At 72.7% G+C, this 1,022-nt stretch carries 1 protein-coding gene; it reads left to right on the plus strand.

Annotated features, from left to right (window positions below; genetic code table 11):
* On the plus strand, positions 1-1,022 hold a 1,022-nt coding region (gene hutU / locus DQW85_RS22335; protein WP_113702148.1), incomplete at both ends, for a urocanate hydratase.

Here is a 1,022-nt window from a genome sequence, read left to right on the forward strand (position 1 = left end):
GGCGGCTCACTGGCCGGGACGATCACGCTGACCGCGGGCCTGGGCGGGATGGGCGGCGCCCAGCCACTGGCCGTCACCATGAACGGCGGCGTGGCCATCTGCATCGACTGCGACCCCCGCTCGCTCACCCGGCGCATCGAACACCGCTACCTCGACGTGCAGGCACCCTCCCTGCAAGAGGCGCTGCGGCTGGCCTACCAGGCCCGCGACGAACGCCGCCCGCTGTCGATCGGCGTGCTGGCCAACGCCGCCGAGGCACTGCCCGCCCTGCTGGCCGGCGGCGCCGAGATCGACATCGTCACCGACCAGACCTCCGCCCACGACCCGCTGTCCTACCTGCCGCTCGGGATGGCCTTCGAGGACATGCGCGCCCAGGCCGCCAAGGACCCGGCCGCCTTCACCCAGCGCGCCCGCCAGTCGATGGCCCGCCACGTCGAGGCCATGGTGGGCTTCCAAGACGCCGGGGCCGAGGTCTTCGACTACGGCAACTCCATCCGCGGCGAGGCCCAGCTGGCCGGATACAGCCGCGCCTTCGACTTCCCCGGCTTCGTGCCCGCCTACATCAGGCCGCTGTTCTGCGAGGGCAAGGGCCCGTTCCGGTGGGCCGCGCTCAGCGGCGATGCGCGCGACATCGCCGCCACCGACCAGGCCATCCTCGAGCTGTTCCCCGACAACCAGCCACTGGCCCGCTGGATCACGATGGCCCGCGAGCGGGTCGCCTTCCAAGGGCTGCCCGCCCGCATCTGCTGGCTCGGCTACGGCGAACGCGACCAGGCAGGCGCCCGCTTCAACGACATGGTCGCCTCCGGCCAACTGCGCGCCCCGATCGTCATCGGCCGCGACCACCTCGACTGCGGCTCGGTCGCCTCCCCCTACCGCGAGAGCGAGGCGATGCTGGACGGCTCCGACGCCATCGCCGACTGGCCGCTGCTCAACGCCATGCTCAACACCGCCTCCGGCGCGACCTGGGTATCGATCCACCACGGCGGCGGCGTCGGCATCGGCCGCTCCATCCACGCCGG

It is taken from the genome of Nonomuraea lactucae (assembly GCF_003313395.1).
GTDB lineage: Bacteria > Actinomycetota > Actinomycetes > Streptosporangiales > Streptosporangiaceae > Nonomuraea > Nonomuraea lactucae.